The following is a 667-nucleotide window of genomic DNA, read 5'->3' as shown; positions in this document are numbered from 1 at the left end:
CCAGCGCGGCGGTCAGGGTTAGTTGCCCCAAATAGGGGATCTGCCGCGCACGCCAGTTGATCTCGTTACGCCAGTAGCCGCCGCGATCGCCCAACAGGTAGTGTTCTTTGAAACCACGCACCGAACTTTCCCCACCCAGCGTCACTTGCTCACTGCCGTAGAGCGGATGGGGTGAGTATTGGCCGTAGAAACTGGTGAGGTAGTTGACACTGTCGCTTAAGGGGAGGTAGTAGCTGGTCGCCAGCGTCACTTTATTGAACTGCGCGCGGGGAGAATCGGCCGTGACACCCTCATCGCTCTGTGCGCCAAACCAGCGCACGCCGCGGCTAAACGCCGGATTGAAGGTAGCCAGCCCGCCCCACAGCGACTGACTGTGATTGACGCCAAACACCAGACTGCTCAACCGACGACTGCTGGATTGCAGCAGCACATCCTGCATGTAGTTGTGCGCGATGCGGTGCGTCATTCCCGCCGACAGGCTGGTTTTTGCGTCTGCGTTACGAAAAACCACGCGTGAAAGCGCAACACGGTGGGTTTGCGTATCGCCGGTAGAACGCCAAAGATAATCGCGATTCAAAAAATCATTGCGATAGCGTGTTTTGGCAAAGTCATAATTGATGTTCCAGTAGCCATACGGCAATGACACGCCGGTTTGCAGACTGCGGGC

Annotated in this window: 1 protein-coding gene; it reads right to left on the bottom strand. The window is 57.1% G+C overall.

The window, feature by feature from the left end; all coding sequences use genetic code 11:
* A partial coding sequence (locus J5224_RS33255; protein ID WP_264629161.1) for a ShlB/FhaC/HecB family hemolysin secretion/activation protein occupies nucleotides 1–667 on the bottom strand: 667 nt, incomplete at both ends.

It is taken from the genome of Candidatus Symbiopectobacterium sp. NZEC135 (assembly GCF_025962695.1).
The sequence above is the reverse complement of the archived record's forward strand: the minus strand, read 5'-3'. Positions and strand labels throughout refer to the sequence as shown.